This window comes from Streptomyces sp. NPDC059696 (assembly GCF_042733745.1).
Classification (GTDB): Bacteria; Actinomycetota; Actinomycetes; order Streptomycetales; family Streptomycetaceae; genus Streptomyces.
Map to the genome: position 1 here is coordinate 261,968 of NZ_JBHWFG010000007.1, position 18,312 is coordinate 280,279.

Below are 18,312 nucleotides of genomic sequence, written 5' to 3' on the forward strand. Positions count from 1 at the left end.
ACCGGCCGACGGCGGACCCACAGCAGATGCACACCTTGCACCACTGCACGAAGGGGAAGCCATGACAGCGACGACCGACGGAAGCACCGGGGCCCTGCCACCCCGAGCCGCCGCGGCCAGCGACACCGACACGCACACCCCCGGGGCGGCCGGGGTACCGGAAGCCGCCGCACGCGCCGCCCGGCGTGCCACCGACTTCCTGCTCTCCCTCCAGGACGCCGAGGGCTGGTGGAAGGGCGACCTCGAGACCAACGTCACGATGGACGCCGAGGACCTGCTGCTCCGCCAGTTCCTCGGCATCCGCGACGAGGGAACCACGCGGGCCGCCGCCCTCTTCATCCGCGGCGAGCAGGGCGAGGACGGCACCTGGGCCACCTTCTACGGCGGACCGGGCGACCTGTCCGCCACCGTCGAGGCGTACGTCGCCCTCCGCCTGGCCGGTGACGCCCCCGACGCCCCGCACATGGCGAAGGCCTCCGCGTGGATCCGCGCGCAGGGCGGCATCGCCGCGGCCCGGGTCTTCACCCGGATCTGGCTGGCCCTGTTCGGCTGGTGGAAGTGGGAGGACCTGCCCGAACTCCCCCCGGAGCTCGTCTTCTTCCCGAAGTGGGTGCCGCTCAACATCTACGACTTCGGCTGCTGGGCGCGGCAGACCATCGTCCCGCTGACGATCGTCTCCGCGAAGCGGCCGGTGCGTCCGGCACCCTTCCCGCTCGACGAGCTGCACACCGACCCGGCCCACCCCAACCCGCCCAAGCCGCTCGCTCCGCCGTTCAGTTGGGACGGCGCGTTCCAGCGGATGGACAAGGGCCTGCACGCCCTGCGGAAGGTCGCCCCGCGCCGGCTGCGCAGGGCCGCCATGAACAGCGCCGCCCGCTGGATCATCGAGCGGCAGGAGAACGACGGCTGCTGGGGTGGCATCCAGCCCCCGGCCGTGTACTCGATCATCGCCCTGCACCTGCTCGGCTACGACCTCGAGCACCCCGTGATGCGCGAGGGGCTGGCGTCCCTGGACCGGTTCGCCGTGTGGCGCGAGGACGGGGCCCGGATGATCGAGGCCTGCCAGTCTCCCGTGTGGGACACCTGCCTGGCCGCGATCGCCCTCGTCGACGCCGGACTGCCCGCCGATCACCCGCAGTTGGTGAAGGCGGCCGACTGGATGCTGGGCGAGGAGATCGTCCGGCCCGGCGACTGGTCCGTGCAGCGGCCCCAACTGCCGCCCGGGGGCTGGGCGTTCGAGTTCCACAACGACAACTACCCCGACATCGACGACACCGCCGAGGTGATCCTCGCGCTGCGCCGGATCGCCCACCCCGACCCGGAGCGGCTGGAGAGGGCCGCCGCACGCGGCACGCGCTGGACACTCGGCATGCAGTCGAGGAACGGCGCCTGGGCCGCGTTCGACGTCGACAACACCAGTCCCTTCCCGAACCGGCTGCCGTTCTGCGACTTCGGGGAGGTCATCGACCCGCCCTCCGCCGACGTCACCGCGCACGTCGTCGAGATGCTCGCGGTCGAGGGCCTCGCCCACGACCCGCGCACCCGGCGCGGCATCGAGTGGCTGCTCGCCGAGCAGGAACCGGACGGCTCGTGGTTCGGGCGCTGGGGCGTCAACTACGTCTACGGCACCGGGTCCGTCGTGCCCGCTCTGGCCGCCGCCGGCCTCCCCGGCACGCACCCGGCGATCCGGCGGGCGGTCGCCTGGCTGGAGTCGGTCCAGAACGACGACGGCGGCTGGGGCGAGGACCTGCGCTCCTACAAGTACGCCCGGGAGTGGAGCGGCAAGGGCGCCTCGACCGCCTCGCAGACGGCGTGGGCGCTGATGGCCCTGCTGGCGGCGGGGGAGCGCGACTCCAAGGCGGTCGCACGCGGCGTCGAGTGGCTCGCCGCCACGCAGCGCGAGGACGGCTCCTGGGACGAGCCGTACTTCACGGGGACGGGCTTCCCGTGGGACTTCTCGATCAACTACCACCTCTACCGGCAGGTCTTCCCGCTCACCGCGCTCGGCCGCTACCTGCACGGGGAGCCCTTCGCCGAGAGGCTCCGGGGGAGCGGCCGGACCGGGGAACACCGCGGTGGCGGGGCCGGCAGGCCGCTCACCGAGGCCGGCGAACACCGCGGGGGCGGCGCCGGCACGACGCTCGCCGAGGCCGGCGAACACCGCGGGGGCGGCGCCGGCACGACGCTCGCCGAGGCCGGCGAACACCGCGGGGGCGGCGCCGGCACGCCTGTCGCCGAGGCCGAGGGGAGCTGATGAGCGCCCAGCCCGCTCCGGTCCCGCTGCTGATCGCCTGCGCGCTCGGCATCGAGCAGTTCGCGCTGCGCGCGGGCGGCCGGGGCGGGGCCGGCGGGCCGGTCACGGTGCTGCGGACGGGCATGGGGCCGGCGGCCGCCGAGCGGGCCGTCACCCGCGTGCTGGCCGACCCGGCCCTGCACGACGCCGCCGTCCTGGCCACCGGCTTCTGCGCGGGACTCGCGCCGGGCATGCACCCCGGCGATCTGGTGGTCGCCGAGGAGACCCGCGATCCGCGCGGCACGACCCCCTGCGTGGGAACCGAGCTGCTGGTCAAGGAACTGGCCCGTGCGCTCCCCGGGCGCACGGTGCACACCGGCCCGCTGACCGGCTCCGACCATGTCGTTCGCGGCCCCGAACGGGCCGCGCTGCGCGCGACCGGCGCGATCGCCGTCGACATGGAGTCCGCCGTCACGCTCCTGAGCGCCGTGCGCGCGGGCGAGCGCCCGGTTGCGGCCGTCCGGGTGGTCGTGGACGCTCCTGAACATGAACTCGTCCGGATCGGCACGGTACGCGGTGGAATATCAGCTTTCCGTGTTCTTCGTTCCGTCCTTCCTGCTTTCTTCGAATGGCACCGTTCCTTGCTGCTCCCCAGGAGGTGAGCCAGATGGCCATGCCGCTCCGACAGTCCATCAAGGTCGCTACATACTTGGCTGAACAGAAGATCCGCCGACGGGACAAGTTCCCGCTGATCGTCGAGCTGGAGCCGCTGTTCGCCTGCAACCTCAAGTGCGAGGGCTGCGGCAAGATCCAGCATCCGGCCGGAGTGCTCAAGCAGCGGATGCCGGTCGCCCAGGCCGTGGGGGCGGTCATGGAGTCCGGCGCCCCGATGGTGTCCATCGCCGGCGGCGAACCGCTGATGCACCCGCAGATCGACGAGATCGTCCGCCAGCTCGTGGCCAAGCGCAAGTACGTCTTCCTCTGCACCAACGCGATGCTGCTGCGCAAGAAGATGGACAAGTTCACGCCGTCGCCCTACTTCGCCTTCGCGGTGCACATCGACGGCCTGCGCGAGCGGCACGACGAGTCCGTCGCCAAGGAGGGCGTGTTCGACGAGGCCGTGGAGGCGATCAAGGAGGCCAAGCGGCGCGGCTTCCGGGTCACCACCAACTCGACCTTCTTCAACACCGACACCCCGCAGACGATCATCGAGGTGCTGAACTTCCTCAACGACGACCTCCAGGTCGACGAGATGATGATCTCGCCCGCCTACGCCTACGAGAAGGCCCCCGACCAGGAGCACTTCCTCGGCGTGGAGCAGACCCGCGAGCTGTTCAAGAAGGCCTTCGCCGGCGGCAACCGGCGGCGCTGGCGGCTCAACCACTCGCCGCTCTTCCTGGACTTCCTGGAGGGCAAGGTCGACTTCCCGTGCACCGCGTGGGCGATCCCGAACTACTCGCTCTTCGGCTGGCAGCGCCCCTGCTACCTGATGAGCGACGGGTACGTGCCGACGTACCGGGAGCTGGTCGAGGACACCGACTGGGACAAGTACGGCCGCGGCAAGGACCCGCGCTGCGCCAACTGCATGGCGCACTGCGGCTACGAGCCCACCGCCGTCCTCGCCACCATGGGATCGCTGAAGGAGTCGCTGCGCGCCATGCGCGAGACGGTCTCCGGGAACCGGGAGTGATGTCATGACCGCTGTTCCGCTGGGCGTCCCCGAGGTGCCGCCCCGGCCGGTCGCCGAGCGGCGCGTCTCGCGCCGGATCCAGGTCGGTCCGGTGGCGGTGGGGGGCGGGGCCCCGGTGTCGGTGCAGTCGATGACGACGACCCGCACCTCGGACGTCGGTTCCACGTTGCAGCAGATCGCGGAGCTGACCGCGTCCGGCTGCCAGATCGTCCGGGTCGCCTGCCCCACGCAGGACGACGCGGACGCGCTGGCGACCATCGCCCGCAAGTCGCAGATCCCGGTGATCGCGGACATCCACTTCCAGCCGAAGTACGTGTTCGCGGCCATCGAGGCGGGCTGCGCGGCGGTCCGCGTCAACCCGGGCAACATCAAGCAGTTCGACGACCGGGTCAAGGAGATCGCCCAGGCGGCGAAGGACCACGGCACGCCGATCCGCATCGGCGTCAACGCCGGGTCGCTGGACCGGCGCCTGCTCCAGAAGTACGGCAGGGCCACCCCGGAGGCGCTCGTGGAGAGCGCGCTGTGGGAGGCGTCCCTGTTCGAGGAGCACGGCTTCCGGGACATCAAGATCTCCGTCAAGCACAACGATCCGGTCGTCATGATCGAGGCGTACCGGCAGCTGGCCGAGCAGTGCGACTACCCGTTGCACCTGGGCGTGACGGAGGCAGGCCCGGCCTTCCAGGGCACGATCAAGTCGGCGGTGGCGTTCGGGGCGCTGCTGTCCCGGGGCATCGGCGACACGATCCGCGTGTCGCTGTCCGCGCCGCCGGCCGAGGAGGTCAAGGTCGGCCTCCAGATCCTGCAGTCCCTCGGGCTCAAGGAGCGCCGGCTGGAGATCGTGTCGTGCCCGTCCTGCGGTCGCGCCCAGGTCGACGTCTACAAGCTCGCCGAGGAGGTCACGGCCGGGCTCGACGGCATGGAGGTGCCGCTGCGGGTCGCCGTCATGGGGTGTGTGGTCAACGGGCCCGGCGAGGCGCGGGAGGCCGATCTGGGGGTCGCCTCCGGCAACGGCAAGGGGCAGATCTTCGTCAAGGGCGAGGTCATCAAGACCGTCCCGGAATCCAGGATCGTCGAGACGCTGATCGAAGAGGCGATGAAGATCGCCGAACAGATGGAGCAGGACGGCGTGGGGTCGGGGGAGCCGGCCGTCACCGTGAGCTGAACAGCACGGAATCCGAAGGGGGCCCGAGCGTGACGATACTGGAGACCATCCGGGGACCACGCGACCTGAAGGCGCTGTCCGAGGCGGAACTGGGGGAACTGGCCGAAGAGATCCGGGAGTTCCTGGTGCACGCGGTCGCGAGGACCGGCGGGCACCTGGGACCCAACCTGGGCGTGGTGGAACTGACCATCGCCCTGCACCGGGTCTTCGAGTCACCCGCCGACCGCATCCTCTGGGACACCGGCCACCAGAGCTACGTCCACAAACTGCTCACCGGCCGCCAGGACTTCTCCAAACTGCGCGGCAAGGGCGGCCTGTCCGGCTACCCCTCCCGTGAGGAGTCCGAGCACGACGTCATCGAGAACAGCCACGCCTCCACCGCGCTCGGCTGGGCCGACGGACTCGCCAAGGCCCGCCAGGTGCAGGGCGAGAAGGGCCATGTCGTCGCGGTCATCGGCGACGGGGCCCTCACCGGCGGCATGGCCTGGGAGGCGCTCAACAACATCGCCGCCGCCAAGGACCGGCCGCTGATCATCGTCGTCAACGACAACGAACGCTCCTACGCCCCCACCATCGGCGGCCTCGCCAACCACCTCGCCACGCTGCGCACCACCGACGGCTACGAGCGGGTCCTCGCCTGGGGCAAGGACGTACTCCAGGGCATGCCCCTGGTCGGCACCACCCTTTATGAGGCCCTGCACGGCGCGAAGAAGGGCTTCAAGGACGCCTTCGCCCCGCAGGGCCTCTTCGAGGACCTGGGACTGAAGTACGTGGGGCCGATCGACGGGCACGACACCGGCGCCGTGGAGTCGGCGCTGCGGCGCGCGAAACGCTTCCACGGGCCGGTGCTCGTGCACTGCCTCACGGAGAAGGGCCGCGGCTACGAGCCCGCCCTCGCCCACGAGGAGGACCACTTCCACACCGTCGGCGTGATGGACCCGCTGACCTGCGCACCGCTCTCCCCGTCGGGCGGCCCCTCCTGGACCTCGGTGTTCGGCGAGGAGATCGTGCGGATCGGCGAGGAACGGGACGACGTGGTGGCGATCACCGCCGCCATGCTGCACCCGGTCGGTCTCGGTGCCTTCGCCGCGCGGTTCCCGGACCGGGTGTGGGACGTCGGCATCGCCGAGCAGCACGCGGCCGTGTCCGCGGCCGGCCTGGCGACGGGCGGCCTGCACCCCGTCGTCGCCGTCTACGCCACCTTCCTCAACCGTGCCTTCGACCAGCTGTTGATGGACGTGGCCCTGCACCGCTGCGGAGTGACCTTCGTGCTCGACCGGGCCGGGGTCACCGGCGTCGACGGGGCCTCCCACAACGGCATGTGGGACCTGTCCGTCCTCCAGGTCGTGCCCGGACTGCGCATCGCCGCGCCGCGCGACGCCGACCAATTGCGCGCCCAGTTGCGTGAGGCGGTCGCCGTGGACGACGCGCCGACCCTCGTGCGCTTCCCGAAGGAGTCCGTCGGCCCGTCGGTCCCGGCGGTGGACCGGGTGGGCGGACTGGACGTGCTGCACCGTTCCCCCGAGCCGCAGGCCCTCCTGGTGGCCGTCGGCGTGATGGCGCCGGTCTGCCTCCAGGCCGCCGAGCTGCTCGAAGCCCGCGGCATCGGCTGCACCGTCGTCGACACCCGCTGGGTCAAGCCCGTCGACCCGGCGCTCCCGGGCCTGGCCGCCGGGCACCGCCTGGTCGCCGTCGTCGAGGACAACAGCCGCGCCGCCGGGGTCGGCTCCGCGGTGGCTCTCGCCCTGGGCGACGCCGACGTCGACGTACCCGTGCGGCGGTTCGGCATCCCCGAGCAGTTCCTCGCGCACGCCAAGCGCGGTGAGGTGCTCGCCGACATCGGCCTGACACCCGTCGAGGTCGCCGGACGGATCGGCGCGAGCCTGGCCGTCAAGGAAGAGCTGTCCAAGGAGCCACAGGAATGACCACCGCCGAATCCGCGCCGGAGTCGTCGCAGGCCGGGGAGTTCGACCTCGGCAAGCTGCTGGCCGAACGCGGAGCCGAGCGCTACGAGCTGCACACCCGGTACCTCAACCACCAGCTCCCGCGCATGCTGCACACCATCGGCTTCGACAAGGTCTACGAGCGCGCCGAGGGCGCCTACTTCTACGACGCGGACGGCAACGACTACCTCGACATGCTCGCCGGGTTCGGGGTGATGGGCCTCGGCCGCCACCACCCTGTGATCCGCAAGGCCCTGCACGACGTCCTGGACGCCTCTCTCGCCGATCTCACCCGGTTCGACTGCCAGCCGCTGCCCGGCCTGCTCGCCGAGAAGCTGCTCGCGCACAGCCCGCACCTGGACCGGGTGTTCTTCGGCAACAGCGGCACCGAGGCCGTCGAGGGCGCGCTGAAGTTCGCCCGGTTCGCCACGGGCAGGCCCAGGGTCCTGTACTGCGCGCACGCCTTCCACGGACTGACCACCGGCTCCCTCTCCGTCAACGGCGAGTCCGGCTTCCGTGACGGCTTCGCCCCGCTGCTGCCCGACACGGCCGTACCGCTCGGCGACCTCGACGCGCTGGAACGGGAGCTGAAGAAGGGCGACGTCGCCGCGCTGATCGTGGAGCCGATCCAGGGCAAGGGCGTCCTGACGGGCCCGCCGGGCTGGCTGGGGGCCGCCCAGGAGCTGCTGCGCCGGCACAAGGCGCTGCTCATCGCCGACGAGGTGCAGACGGGCCTCGGCCGGACCGGCGACTTCTACGCCTACCAGCACGAGGACGGGGTGGAGCCCGACCTGGTGTGCGTGGCCAAGGCGCTCTCCGGCGGCTATGTGCCGGTCGGCGCCACCATCGGCAGGGACTGGATCTTCAAGAAGGTCTACTCGTCGATGGACCGGGTGCTGGTCCACTCGGCGAGCTTCGGGTCCAACGCGCAGGCCATGGCGGCGGGCCTCGCGGTGCTGTCGGTGATGGAGAACGAGCAGATCGTCGCCCATGTCCGGGCCACCGGGGAGCGGCTCAGGTCCCGGCTCGCGGCGCTGACGGACCGGTACGAGATGCTCGCGGAGGTCCGCGGCCGGGGCCTGATGATCGGCATCGAGTTCGGACGGCCCCGCTCCCTGAAGCTGCGCAGCCGCTGGGCCGTGCTCCAGGCCGCCCGCAAGGGGCTCTTCGCGCAGATGGTCGTCGTGCCGCTGCTGCAACGGCACCGGATCCTCACCCAGGTGTCCGGCGACCACATGGAGGTGATCAAGCTGATCCCACCGCTGATCATCGGCGAGCGCGAGGTCGACCGGTTCGTGGACGCCTTCACGGCCGTCATGGACGACGCGCACGACGGCGGACTGGTGTGGGACTTCGGCAAGACCCTCGTCAAACAGGCCGTGGCCCACCGCTGAACCCGACCGGTGCGAGCGGTTTGCCTCTGAGGCAACAAATTTGCCGCTGAGGCAAGTCTGCGGCTGAATGGAGGCATGAGCTCCTCCGAGACCGAGCGGCCCCGAGGGGCCGACTCGCCGGCCGACCGGGCGAACGGTGCGCTGCCCTCCGAGGTGGCGCCCCGGCTGCGGGCCCTGCGGCGCCAGGCCTCCCTGACGCTGGAGGCCGCGGCCCGTGCCGCCGGGCTGTCACCCGCCCACCTCTCCCGGCTGGAGACCGGGCAGCGCCAGCCCTCGCTGCCGATGCTGCTGGCCCTCGCCCGCATCTACGGTACGACGGTCTCCGAACTGCTCGGCGAGACGGTAGCCGAACGGGACGCCGTCATCCGCGCCGCCGACATGGAAGCGACCGCGGCGGGCGGCTGGACCTACTGGCAGGCCGGCGCCCCCGGCCGCGGGATGCAGGCCCTGCGCGTCCACGTCCCGCACGGCTCCCAGGGCGACATCGTGCGGGTCCATCCCGGAGAGGAGTGGCTCCACGTGCTGCGCGGCCGGCTGCGGCTGCGCCTCGGGGACGCCACCCACCGGCTCGCGGCCGGCGACAGCGCCCACTTCGACTCGCTCACCCCGCACCGGATCGCCGCCGAGGACCACGACGGCGTCGACCTGCTTTTCGTCCACACCCTGCTGCAGAGCCCCACGGCCGCCCTGTGCCTGGGCTCCGACCCCGGAGACATGACATGAGCAACTTGGAGGAGAAGTTCCCCCGGGCCCTGTGGGTGAGGCTGTTCGTCTACCTCATCGCCGGGCACATCTTCGCCGCCTTCGTGTACCTGCTGTTCGAGGTCGGGGCGAAGTAGCCCCCGCCCGCGCGGCTCAGTCGAGGAGCCGCTCGCGCAGTCGCTCCCGCGTCTGCGCGGAGAGACCGAGGCCCTTCTCCAGGTAGCTGTCGACGCCTCCCCAGGTCTCCTCGATGGTGTCGAAGGCCGCCGTCAGGTACTCGGCACGCGCGTCGAACAGGGGGCTGAGCAGCTCCATGACCTCGGGGGAGTAGGCCGAGGCGGCGGAGCTGGAGCGGTGCACCTTGTAGCGGCGGTGCTTGGCGTTCGACTTCAGGTAGTCCTCGACGATCGCCTCGCGCTCGACCCCCACGGCGAGCAGCGTCACGGCGATCGACAGGCCCGCGCGGTCCTTGCCCGCCGCGCAGTGCATGAGCGCGGGCACGCTGTCCTGCGCGAGCGCATGCAGCACCCGGGAGTGCTCGCCGGTGCGGTGCTTGATGATCGTGCGGTACGAGGCGATCATGCGGCCCGCGCCCTTGCCGTCGGCGAGGATCTCGCGCAGCTGGTCCAGGTCGCCGTCGCGCACCATCTTCCAGAACTCGGCGCCGTCGGCGGGGTCGCTCAGCGGCAGGTTCACATTGCGCACGCCGGGCAGCTCGACGTCCGGCCCTTCCAGCTTCTGGTCGGCCGCGTTGCGGAAGTCGAAGATCGTGTGCAGGCCCAGACCGGTCAGGAACGCGGCGTCCTCCCCGGTCGCGTGGGCGAGGTGGCCGCTGCGGAACAGCACGCCCTGGCGCACCCGCCGCCCGTCGACGGTCGGAAGTCCGCCCACATCGCGGAAGTTGCGCACTCCGGCCAGCTCGGGCTCGGTCGACGGGACCTGCTGTGTCACGAGGGCTCCTCCCCTTCGGCGCCGCCGGCGCGGCTCGTCGACGGGCGTCACACGACGATACGACATGCCTGCCTGGGGCAATGAGTTGTCCACAGGCGTTGCCCGGAGCCCCCACGGCACTCGATGATGTTGCCGCCTGGTCGCACCTGGTCGGGCTTGTTCGAGTCTGTGAGGGCATGATGCTGGACATCTCCGAAGACGGTCGTACATGGGTGCTCTCCGGGCCGGCCAGCAGCTACGCCGTCCACGTCACCGACCGGGACGAGCTGCTGCACCTGCACTGGGGCCCCCGCATCGGCCCGGCCGACGCCGAGGCCCTCGCCCTGCGGCCGCTGCCGGACTACTGGCCCTTCGAATCGCCGCTCGACGGGCGCGAGGAGTACCCGGTCGAAGGCGGCCCCCGCTTCGTACGCCCCGCCCTGTCGGTACGCACGGCCGAGCGGCGGGGCACCGAGTGGGCCTACCAGGGGCACGACGCCGAGGACGGCGAGCTGCGGCTGCGCTTTCGCGACGGCGACCTGGACATCACGCTGCACTACCGGATGCGCCCCTCGACGGACGTCGTCGAGCGCTGGGTGACGCTGGCCAACCGGGGACCGGCCGTCGAACTGCTGCGCGCCGACTCCGCCACCTGGACCCTGCCCGACCGCGACACCTGGCGGCTCTCCCAGCTGCACGGCCGCTGGGGCGCCGAGTCCCGGCTGACCCGCTCCGTCCTCACCCACGGCGAGAAGGTCATCGGCAGCCGTCGCGGCCACACCTCCCACCAGCACCTGCCGTGGGTCGCCCTCGACACCGAGGCCACCGAGGAGCACGGCGAGGTCTACAGCTGCGCCCTGGGCTGGTCCGGGTCCTGGCGCATCGCCGTGGCCCAGCTCCCGGACGCGCGCGTGCAGATCACCGGCGGGGCCGGCCACGACGACTCCGGCCTGCTGATGCTGGGCACGGGGGAGTCGTACACGACCCCCGTCTTCGCCGGGCTCTGGAGCGACGGCGGCTTCGGCGGGGCGAGCCGCGCCTGGCACGCCTACCAGCGGACCCATGTGATCCCTGACGCCGGACGAGACCGGCCGGTGCTCTTCAACTCCTGGGAGGCCACCGAGTTCGACATCTCCGAGGAGCAGCAGCGGGCGCTCGCCGAGCGGGCCGCGGCCCTGGGTGTCGAACTGTTCGTGGTCGACGACGGCTGGTTCGGGGCCCGCACCAGCGACCGGGCCGGCCTCGGCGACTGGACCCCGAACCCCGACCGATTCCCGGGCGGACTGAAGCCGCTCGCCGACCATGTGCACGGCCTCGGCATGCAGTTCGGGATCTGGGTGGAGCCCGAGATGGTCAACCCGGACAGCGACCTGTACCGGGAACACCCCGACTGGGTTCAGTATCAAACAGGGCGAAAGCGGACGGAGTTCCGCAATCAGCTCGTACTGAACCTCGCCCGCGAGGATGTCCGGGAGTATCTGTGGGAGCGGCTCGACGGGCTCCTCTCCGGTGCGCCGATCGACTACGTGAAGTGGGACTTCAACCGCTGCTTCACGGATGCCGGATGGCCGGACGACGCCTATCCGCAACGGCTGTGGGCCGACCATGTCCACGGGCTGTACGCCTTGCTGGACCGGCTGCGGGCCGCCCATCCGGGGGTGGCCTTCGAGTCGTGCTCGGGCGGCGGCGGGCGGATCGACCTCGGTGTGCTGAGCCGCACGGACCAGGTGTGGACCTCCGACAACACCGACCCCCTGGACCGGCTCGCCATCCAGCACGGCTTCAGCCAGATCCATCCGGCCCGGGTCATGGCCGCCTGGGTCACGGACAGCCCGAACGCCATGCTCAACCACCGGGCCAGCTCGCTGCGGTTCCGCTTCGTCAGCGCCATGGCCGGGGTGCTCGGAGTCGGCGGTGACCTCACCGGGTGGACGCCCGCGGAACTCGCCGAGGCGGGCGAGTGGGTGGCGCTGTACAAGGAGATCCGGCCCCTGGTGCAGCGCGGTGACCTGTACCGGCTGCGGCCCCCGCAGGGCGGGCTGAGCGCCGTGCAGTACGTCCTCGGCGACGAGACGGTCGTCCTCGCCTGGCTCCAGGCGCAGCGCTACGGCGAGCCGGTGCCGGCGCTCCGGCTGCGCGGCCTCGATCCGGCAGCATCGTACGAATGCCTCGAAACGGGCGAAGTTCACCGCGGAGCGCTCCTTCTGCACCACGGGCTGCGCGTCGGCCTGCGCGGAGACCTGGACGCCGCGGTCGTCCGGCTTAAGCGGAAGTAGCCGTTCTGTCCGAATAGGGAATTACGGCCGCTAAGGCCTAACGTGCCCCGATCGTAAAGGAGATGGAATCGGGGCGCGTGACCATCGTCATATTCGTGACGATCCGCTGTCGCCATGTTCACGTAATCCCCGCACGGAGCAGGGTTATTGCGCGAAGCGGGAGATCGGTCATCCACGCTCGGTGACAGCACACGTGCCCATGTGTCGGGAAAAAACGGCCTCACGCGCAACCGCAAGCTTGTCCCTTTGCGTCTCGGTCGCTTACGTTCCACACCAATCCGGACGGACGCCTAATCCTGCCGCCGCCCGGAGCCCGCACACACTGACCCGACGCACGGCAGGAGCGGGGGACCCACAGGTAAGACGCCTGTTCCGGTTCCCGGAACGGCTTGGGGTTAAGCCGCGCCCCGGCGCGGCCGGGCATCTCCAGCCCGCACCCGACAGCTCACCTCGCAGGCGACGGAGAGGAATTCGCCATGCCCGCGAAGGGTAAGCACCGCCGTCCCAAGACCCAGCGTTTCACCCGCTCCATCGCCGTCGCCGGAACCGGTGGAGCCGCCCTCGCCCTGCCGCTCATGGGGGCCGCCGGCGCCCATGCCGCGACGCCGCAGTCGGCTCCGGAAAAGGCCGTCCAGTCCGCTCCGGTCGCCGGGAAAAAGGCCGCCGAAAAGAACGATGGCGCCCAGACCTACACCGTGAAGGCCGGCGATTACCTCGCCCGGATCGCCGACCAGCAGAACGTCAGCGGCGGCTGGAAGAAGCTCTACGCGGACAACCGTGATGCCGTGGGCTCCGACCCCTCGCTGATCCACCCGGGCCTGAAGCTCTCGATCGGCAAGAAGGCGGCGACCGCCCCGAAGGCCTCCGCCCCCGCCGCCCCGAAGACCTCGGCCCCGAAGACCTCGGCCCCGAAGCCCTCCGCCGCCGAGTCGGCCCCGAAGGCGCAGAGCGCCGCGAAGCCGGCCGCCGCCCAGCCCGCCGCCGAGAGCAACTCCACCGGCTACACGCTGCCGGTGGCCGGTGCCGCGGTCGGCACCCCGTACCACATGTCCGGCAGCATGTGGTCCAGCGGCTACCACACCGGTGTCGACTTCGTCGTCCCGACCGGCACGTCCCTCAAGGCCGTCGGCGCCGGCACGGTCGTCTCCGCCGGCTGGGGCGGGGCCTACGGCAACCAGGTCGTCATCAAGCTGAACGACGGTCACTACGCCCAGTACGCCCACCTGTCGCAGCTCTCCGTGTCGGCCGGCCAGAGCGTCACCGCCGGACAGCAGGTCGGCCTCTCCGGGGCGACCGGCAACGTGACCGGACCGCACCTGCACTTCGAGATCCGCACCACGCCGGACTACGGCTCGGACGTGGACCCGGTCGCCTTCCTGCGCTCGCACGGCGTCTCCGTCGGCTGACCCACCGCACGACCACCTGCCTGACACGCCTCCGAAGGCCGGACCCCGATCCCCGGGTCCGGCCTTCGGTGTGCGCACGTCCCGATGGCCTGCCGGTCCGTCCGGGGCCTTTTCCGGATCAGCGGGTTCCGGGTCTGACGGCTCACCCCGAAACATCCGTGACAAGCGGGGTATTCCGGAGTTGGCGAACACTTGAGGAGTGGCTTATCTCACCGCCCGTCAATCCTTTCCTACGGTCGCGTAAGTCACATTCAAAGGTGAATCATGAGCTGCTGTGGCAGACGATTCGAAGAGTGACAGCAGAGCAGTGATCGGGTCGTACGTGGCGCTGGGGGACAGCTTCACCGAGGGCGTCGGTGATCCCGGCCCCGACGGGGCATTCGTCGGCTGGGCCGACCGGTTCGCCGTCCTGCTCGCCGACCGCAGGCCCGAGGGAGACTTCCGGTACGCCAATCTCGCCGTACGCGGAAAGCTCCTCGACCAGATCGTGGCGGACCAGGTTCCGCGGGCCGTCGACATGGCCCCCGACCTCGTCTCGTTCTGCGCCGGGGGCAACGACATCATCCGGCCCGGCACCGACCCGGACGAGGTGGCCGAGCGCTTCGAACGGGCGCTGGCCCAGCTCACCGCCGTGTCCGGCACGGTCATGGTGACGACCGGGTTCGACACCCGCGGGGTGCCCGTGCTCAGGCATCTGCGCGGCAAGATCGCCACGTACAACGGACATGTGCGGGCCATCGCCGACCGGTACGGCTGCCCGGTGCTCGACCTGTGGTCCCTGCGCAGCGTGCAGGACCGCCGGGCCTGGGACGCCGACCGGCTGCACCTGTCGCCCGAGGGGCACACGCGCGTGGCGCTGCGCGCGGGCCAGGTGCTCGGCCTCGACGTGCCGGCCGACCCCGAGCAGGCGTGGCCGCCGCCGCCCCCGCGCGGTGCGCTCGACGTGCGGCGGGACAACGTCGCCTGGGCACGCGAGTTCCTGGTGCCGTGGATCGGGCGCCGGCTGCGCGGGCAGTCGTCGGGCGACCACGTGACGGCCAAGGGCGCGCTGTCGCCGGACGACATCAGGATGCGGATCGCGGCGGTGGCGTGAGAGCGGCTCCCGCCCGTGCGGGCCGCGCCGGGCGGAACACCGGCCCGGCCCGCACGGGCGGGGACGTCGCGCCCGGCGCGGCGAGAGGGCGTGCCGGGCCTCGCGGGGCGGGCGGCGCTTTGCGCAGCCCCCTAGGGAGCCGGCCGCTCCTGTGCCAGACCCAGTTCGCGGGCCAGCGCCTCCTCCACCCACTGCTGGGCCCGGGTGCGCGGCACCGCCCCGGCGTAGGACGTCAACTGGACGGCCAGGCCGTCGAGGAGAGCGGTCAGCCGCAGGGCCGTGCCGGCCGGGTCCGGACAGCGGAACTCACCCGCCGCCACACCCTCCGCGATCACCTCGGCCAGGGCCGCCTTCCACTGCCGGTCGAGATCCTGGGCGACCTCCCGCAGCGCCGGGTCGCGCAGCGCCGCCGCCCAGCCCTCGATCCACAGGCGCCAGCCCTTGGCCTGCCCCGTCGGGGCGTACCACCGTACGGCCGACCGCAGCCGGCGCAGTGCGGGCGAACGGCGGCCCAGCAGCCTGCGCAGATGGGCCAGATCGCCCTCCGCCGCGTGCCGGAACGCCGCGGCGACCAGCTGCTCCTTCGTCGAGAAGTGGTAGAGGACCAGCGCGTTGCTCACGCCGAGCGCCGAGGCCACGTCGGCGATCCTGACCGCCGCCACACCCCTCGCCTCGATCTGCTCGATGGCGGCCCGCAGCAGATCCCCGCGCCGCTCGGCCACACTCAACCGGACTCTCGTCACGCCGTCACCCTACCCACGCGCGTGCGGCCCCTCGACGGGGTGTTCCGGCCGGTCCGGCGGGGCCCGCCACGGACGTCGGCGCGGGTCCTGGCGGCTGCCTCAGCGGAACCAGCCGAAGCGCTCCGCGATCAGCGGCAGCCGGTCGGCCGCGATCGCGTGGGCGGCGGCCCGCGGTGTCGTCCCCTCGGCGCGTGCGCGGTCCAGCATCCGTTCGACCAGGGCACGCATCGACCGGCGGGTGTGGGCGAACGCCTCCTCGGCGTCGGCGCCGACGTCCCCGAACAGCGTCCACCACCACCAGGCGTTGGTACCCGAGTTGACCACGACGTCCGGCAGCACGGTCACCCCGCGCGCGGCCAGCAGCAGCTCCGCCTCCGGGCGCACGGGCATGTTGGCGGCCTCCACGACCCAACGGGCGGTGATCCGCTCCTGGTTGGCGTCGTCGATCGCGTACGACACGGCGGCCGGTATCAGCACGTCCGCGTCGGCCGACAGCCAGGCCTCGCCCGGCAGTTCGCGGTCGCCGGGGCGCAGCGCGGAGCGGTCGACCGTGCCGTGGGCGTCCCTGGCCGCGAGCAGCGCCTCGACGTCGAGGCCCGCCGCGTTGGCGACGGTGCCCTTGAGGTCGGCGACGGCCACGACCGTGAGCCCCGCGCGGGCGAGGAAGCGCGCGGTGGCGCCGCCCATGGTGCCGAGACCCTGGAGAGCCACCCGCGTCCCGGTGCGCGGCACACCGGCCCGGTCCAGGGCGGTCAGGGCCGCCTCGGCCACACCGCAGCCGCCGACCAGCTCGTCCAGACCGATGCCGTCGACCTCGACGGCGAACGCGTCCCGCAGGCGCGCCCGGGCCTCGTCCTCGTCGTCCAGCAGGGGATACACGGCCTGGATCGAGGAGACCAGACCCGCCTCGGCCGCCGCCCGGTCGACCAGGTCCTGGGTGAGTCCCAGGTCCTCGCCCGTCGTCCAGCAGCTCTCCATGTACGGCCGCATCGCGCGCAGGTAGCGCACCAGCAGCGGGTACGCCTCGGGGTCCCGGGGGTCGCAGTCGATGCCGCCCTTGGCGCCGCCGAGGGGGACGTACCGGTTCGCCGGGTCGTAGTGCAGGGCCTCCTTGAGGGTCATGCCGCGGGCCAGGCCGGTGACCTCGTCCAGGGTGCAGCCGGCCCGCATCCGCAGACCGCCGCTGGCGACCCCGCGCACCAGCCGGTCCACGACCAGGAAACCCTGCCGTCCCGTGAGGTGATCGGTCCAGGTCAGGGACAGCAGGGGGGCGGCCATACGGACTCCTTCGCCACACGAGTAACTGAATCACCGGTCAGTATCGCCTCCGGCCGGCCCCCGGTGTGGCCCCTGTGATCCCGTGATGTCGGAGGGGCCGACCATAATGGAAAGCCTGACCGACTCCACCTGGAGGTACCGTGGCCGGTTTCCGTACCCTGAGCTCCGGGCTCCGCGCGCTCCGGCCCGGGGCGTTCGGCGCGGATCCGAGCGGTGAGCGCATGGCGCGCATCCGCAGATCGCCCCACTTCAAGGACGGGGTCTTCCAGAACCCCGGCGGCCCCGCGCGGACCCGGCCCTCGGGCTCCACCGTGGACTTCGCGAAGGTCTGCTTCGACAAGGAGACCCGGCCCCGCCGCGCCCCGAAGGGCGCCGTCCCGGTGCACTCCACCACCCTCGCCGACATCGCCCGGCCCCCCGCCACCGGCCTCAGGCTGACCTGGATGGGGCACTCCAGCGTCCTCGCGGAGATCGACGGCCGGCGTGTCCTGTTCGACCCGGTGTGGGGCGAGCGCTGTTCCCCCTTCTCCTTCGCGGGTCCCAAGCGGCTGCACCCCGTGCCGCTGCCGCTGGCCGCCCTCGGGCCGGTCGACGTCGTGGTGATCTCGCACGACCACTACGACCACCTGGACATGCCGACCATCAAGGCCCTCGCGGGCACGGACACCCTGTTCGCCGTGCCCCTCGGTGTCGGCGCGCACCTGGAGCGCTGGGGCGTCTCCGCGGGCCGGCTGCGCGAGCTGGACTGGCACGAGTCCACCGAGACCGGCGGCCTCACCCTGACCGCCACCCCGGCCCGGCACTTCTGCGGTCGCGGTCTGCGCAACACCCAGCACACCCTGTGGGCCTCCTGGGTCGTCACCGGTGAGGAGCACCGGATCTACCACAGCGGCGACACCGGTTACTTCGACGGTTTCAAGGAGATCGGCGCCGAGCACGGGCCGTTCGACGCCACGATGATCCAGATCGGCGCCTACTCCGACTTCTGGCCCGACATCCACATGACCCCCGAGGAGGGCATGCGCGCCCACCTGGACCTCCAGGGCGGACCGGAGCACGGCCCGATGCTGCCGATCCACTGGGCCACCTTCAACCTGGCGACGCACCCGTGGGCGGATCCCGGTGAGGGCACCCTCGAGGCCGCCCGCGCCCAGGGCGCCGGTGTCGCCCTGCCCCGTCCCGGTGAGCCCTTCGAGCCCACGGCCGAGACCGTCCCGTCCGAGCCGTGGTGGCGCGGGGTGGCGCTCGCCCCGGAGGGCGGCTTCCCGGCCGGGGAGGCCCTCGCCGACGCCACGATCAAGACCGCGTCCGACGCCGCAGCCTTGGCCCAGGCCGATACGTTGAGTGACGGTGGCCGTGAGACGGGCAAGGGCACCGAGGACCCCGAGACACTCCCGGCGGGCTGACCCGGGCACGTACGACGGAGAAGCGGCGAGGGCCGGGGCGAGAAGTTCCCCGGCCC

At 71.9% G+C, this 18,312-nt stretch carries 15 protein-coding genes and 1 riboswitch; of the genes, 12 read left to right on the forward strand and 3 right to left on the reverse strand.

Annotation, left to right across the window (positions count from 1 at the left end; all coding sequences use genetic code 11):
* Positions 1–61: 61 nt before the first annotated feature.
* From shc to ACFV20_RS10625, 8 genes are all read left to right on the forward strand, one after another.
* Positions 62–2,254, forward strand: coding sequence for a squalene--hopene cyclase (gene shc, locus ACFV20_RS10590; RefSeq protein WP_385654845.1), 2,193 nt, complete (start codon positions 62–64; stop codon positions 2,252–2,254).
* The gene (locus tag ACFV20_RS10595; RefSeq protein WP_385654847.1) at positions 2,254–2,895 is read left to right on the forward strand and encodes a 1-hydroxy-2-methyl-2-butenyl 4-diphosphate reductase; all 642 of its coding nucleotides are present in this window, start codon (positions 2,254–2,256) and stop codon (positions 2,893–2,895) included. Before shc ends, ACFV20_RS10595 begins: the two co-directional genes overlap by 1 nt.
* A 5-nt stretch (positions 2,896–2,900) precedes the next feature.
* A complete protein-coding gene (gene hpnH / locus ACFV20_RS10600) occupies positions 2,901–3,923 on the forward strand; it encodes an adenosyl-hopene transferase HpnH (protein ID WP_031107330.1) in 1,023 nt (340 codons plus the stop codon).
* A gap of 4 nt (positions 3,924–3,927) precedes the next feature.
* The gene (gene ispG, locus ACFV20_RS10605) at positions 3,928–5,085 is read left to right on the forward strand and encodes a flavodoxin-dependent (E)-4-hydroxy-3-methylbut-2-enyl-diphosphate synthase (RefSeq protein WP_385654851.1); all 1,158 of its coding nucleotides are present in this window, start codon (positions 3,928–3,930) and stop codon (positions 5,083–5,085) included.
* Positions 5,086–5,114: 29 nt separating this feature from the next.
* Positions 5,115–7,010 (forward strand): 1-deoxy-D-xylulose-5-phosphate synthase, encoded by a 1,896-nt coding sequence (dxs, locus tag ACFV20_RS10610; RefSeq protein WP_385654854.1) that lies wholly within the window; start codon positions 5,115–5,117, stop codon positions 7,008–7,010.
* On the forward strand, positions 7,007–8,422 hold the full coding sequence (locus ACFV20_RS10615; RefSeq protein WP_385654856.1) for an aspartate aminotransferase family protein: 1,416 nt from the start codon (positions 7,007–7,009) through the stop codon (positions 8,420–8,422). The genes dxs and ACFV20_RS10615 overlap by 4 nt, the downstream gene beginning before the upstream one ends.
* Before the next feature lie 75 nt (positions 8,423–8,497).
* Complete coding sequence (locus ACFV20_RS10620; RefSeq protein ID WP_385654859.1) at positions 8,498–9,145, forward strand: helix-turn-helix domain-containing protein; 648 nt, start codon at positions 8,498–8,500, stop codon at positions 9,143–9,145.
* The gene (locus ACFV20_RS10625) at positions 9,142–9,261 is read left to right on the forward strand and encodes a DUF6126 family protein (RefSeq protein ID WP_234846817.1); all 120 of its coding nucleotides are present in this window, start codon (positions 9,142–9,144) and stop codon (positions 9,259–9,261) included. The genes ACFV20_RS10620 and ACFV20_RS10625 overlap by 4 nt, the downstream gene beginning before the upstream one ends.
* A 16-nt stretch (positions 9,262–9,277) precedes the next feature.
* On the opposite strand, the gene ACFV20_RS10630 is transcribed toward ACFV20_RS10625, so the two are convergent.
* Positions 9,278–10,075, reverse strand: coding sequence for a tyrosine-protein phosphatase (locus ACFV20_RS10630; RefSeq protein ID WP_385654863.1), 798 nt, complete (start codon positions 10,073–10,075; stop codon positions 9,278–9,280).
* A 179-nt stretch (positions 10,076–10,254) separates the two neighbouring features.
* Here ACFV20_RS10630 and ACFV20_RS10635 point away from each other — a divergent pair, with 179 nt between their 5' ends.
* From ACFV20_RS10635 to ACFV20_RS10645, 3 genes are all read left to right on the forward strand, one after another.
* Positions 10,255–12,330, forward strand: a complete 2,076-nt coding sequence (locus tag ACFV20_RS10635; protein ID WP_385654906.1) for an alpha-galactosidase — start codon at positions 10,255–10,257, stop codon at positions 12,328–12,330.
* 315 nt (positions 12,331–12,645) lie between these two features.
* Positions 12,646–12,802, forward strand: a riboswitch (cyclic di-AMP (ydaO/yuaA leader).
* Positions 12,803–12,806: 4 nt separating this feature from the next.
* Positions 12,807–13,736 carry a peptidoglycan DD-metalloendopeptidase family protein gene (locus tag ACFV20_RS10640; protein ID WP_385654866.1) on the forward strand — a complete coding sequence of 310 codons (930 nt, stop codon included), beginning with the start codon at positions 12,807–12,809 and terminating at the stop codon, positions 13,734–13,736.
* 307 nt (positions 13,737–14,043) lie between these two features.
* Positions 14,044–14,829, forward strand: coding sequence for an SGNH/GDSL hydrolase family protein (locus tag ACFV20_RS10645; protein ID WP_385654908.1), 786 nt, complete (start codon positions 14,044–14,046; stop codon positions 14,827–14,829).
* A gap of 131 nt (positions 14,830–14,960) precedes the next feature.
* Here ACFV20_RS10645 and ACFV20_RS10650 read toward each other — a convergent pair whose 3' ends face one another.
* Both ACFV20_RS10650 and ACFV20_RS10655 read right to left on the reverse strand, forming a co-directional pair.
* Positions 14,961–15,572: a TetR/AcrR family transcriptional regulator gene (locus ACFV20_RS10650; RefSeq protein ID WP_385654869.1), complete on the reverse strand. Its 612-nt coding sequence runs from the start codon at positions 15,570–15,572 to the stop codon at positions 14,961–14,963.
* A 99-nt stretch (positions 15,573–15,671) separates the two neighbouring features.
* Positions 15,672–16,850, reverse strand: coding sequence for a Glu/Leu/Phe/Val dehydrogenase dimerization domain-containing protein (locus ACFV20_RS10655; RefSeq protein ID WP_385654872.1), 1,179 nt, complete (start codon positions 16,848–16,850; stop codon positions 15,672–15,674).
* Between the two features lie 140 nt (positions 16,851–16,990).
* Between ACFV20_RS10655 and ACFV20_RS10660 the strand changes: the two genes are divergently transcribed.
* Positions 16,991–18,256: an MBL fold metallo-hydrolase gene (locus tag ACFV20_RS10660; protein WP_385654875.1), complete on the forward strand. Its 1,266-nt coding sequence runs from the start codon at positions 16,991–16,993 to the stop codon at positions 18,254–18,256.
* Positions 18,257–18,312 lie beyond the last annotated feature (56 nt).

Coding starts and splice junctions, on each gene's coding strand:
- ACFV20_RS10615 (WP_385654856.1), top strand. CDS start 7,007: ATGACCACCGCCGAATCCGCGCCGGAGTCGTCGCAGGCCGGGGAGTTC.
- ACFV20_RS10625 (WP_234846817.1), top strand. CDS start 9,142: ATGAGCAACTTGGAGGAGAAGTTCCCCCGGGCCCTGTGGGTGAGGCTG.
- hpnH (WP_031107330.1), top strand. CDS start 2,901: ATGGCCATGCCGCTCCGACAGTCCATCAAGGTCGCTACATACTTGGCT.
- ACFV20_RS10635 (WP_385654906.1), top strand. CDS start 10,255: ATGCTGGACATCTCCGAAGACGGTCGTACATGGGTGCTCTCCGGGCCG.
- ACFV20_RS10640 (WP_385654866.1), top strand. CDS start 12,807: ATGCCCGCGAAGGGTAAGCACCGCCGTCCCAAGACCCAGCGTTTCACC.
- ispG (WP_385654851.1), top strand. CDS start 3,928: ATGACCGCTGTTCCGCTGGGCGTCCCCGAGGTGCCGCCCCGGCCGGTC.
- ACFV20_RS10620 (WP_385654859.1), top strand. CDS start 8,498: ATGAGCTCCTCCGAGACCGAGCGGCCCCGAGGGGCCGACTCGCCGGCC.
- shc (WP_385654845.1), top strand. CDS start 62: ATGACAGCGACGACCGACGGAAGCACCGGGGCCCTGCCACCCCGAGCC.
- ACFV20_RS10595 (WP_385654847.1), top strand. CDS start 2,254: ATGAGCGCCCAGCCCGCTCCGGTCCCGCTGCTGATCGCCTGCGCGCTC.
- ACFV20_RS10655 (WP_385654872.1), bottom strand. CDS start 16,850: ATGGCCGCCCCCCTGCTGTCCCTGACCTGGACCGATCACCTCACGGGA.